An 893-nucleotide genomic window follows, 5' to 3' on the forward strand; every position below is an offset into this window, starting at 1 on the left:
ACAAACTCGACATCAACGCCGAATTTCGACATAAATTTTTCTAAGAAAACCGTTGTGGTTCCAAAAACGCTACGCGAACATAAAACATGATCGCCCTGCTTAAGAACAGCCATAAAGGTCGCCATAATTGCAGACATACCTGAGGCTGTTGCCACTGCACGCTCACCACCCTCTAAGGCAGCAATGCGCGTTTCTAGCATAGTAACGGTTGGATTTGTAAAGCGGGCATAAACATTTCCAGGAATATCACCTGAGAATCGCTGCGCGGCTTCTTCCGCGGAATTGAAAACAAAACTGGATGTTGGAAAAATAGCTTCGCTATGCTCAAGCTCAGGACTGCGAATCTGGCCAGAGCGAATCGCTAAGGTCTCCACCGATAAACCTTCAAGATTCGGTTCAGGGATGGTGGCCTTCAAATTCTTGCTTTTAGGCATTATGTATCTCTAGATTACTGGGCTAACCTGCGTTATGCAGGCTTAATTGCTCTTCACCCTCTAGTATACTTGCTTCTTGAGATTTACTGGCATCATTTCTACTTCTTTCCAAACGCTCTAGATAAGCGTCATCAATATCACCAGTCACATAGTTACCATCGAACACCGAGCAATCAAATTTAGTGATCTCAGGATTACCAGCACTCACCGCATCGACCAAATCATCTAGATCCTGATACAACAACCAATCTGCACCGATTATCTCAGCTATCTCGTCTACCGAACGATCATGTGCAATCAATTCGTTCGCCGCAGGCATATCAATACCATATACATTTGGATAACGCACAGGTGGCGCTGCTGACGCAAAATACACATTGCGCGCACCGGCATCACGTGCCATCTGGATAATTTCATTACACGTCGTACCACGAACAATAGAATCATCCACAAGCAATA

The 893-nt window shown here is 44.9% G+C and carries 1 protein-coding gene and 1 pseudogene; both read right to left on the reverse strand.

The genetic code is table 11. The annotated features are described in order from the left end of the window. On the reverse strand, positions 1-434 hold a 434-nt coding region (locus A3739_RS06650), incomplete at its 3' end, for a PLP-dependent transferase (protein WP_197472131.1). A gap of 22 nt (positions 435-456) precedes the next feature. After that, a pseudogene (locus A3739_RS06655) lies at positions 457-893 on the reverse strand (amidophosphoribosyltransferase); the annotation flags it as partial.

The organism is Oleiphilus sp. HI0067 (assembly GCF_001635735.1).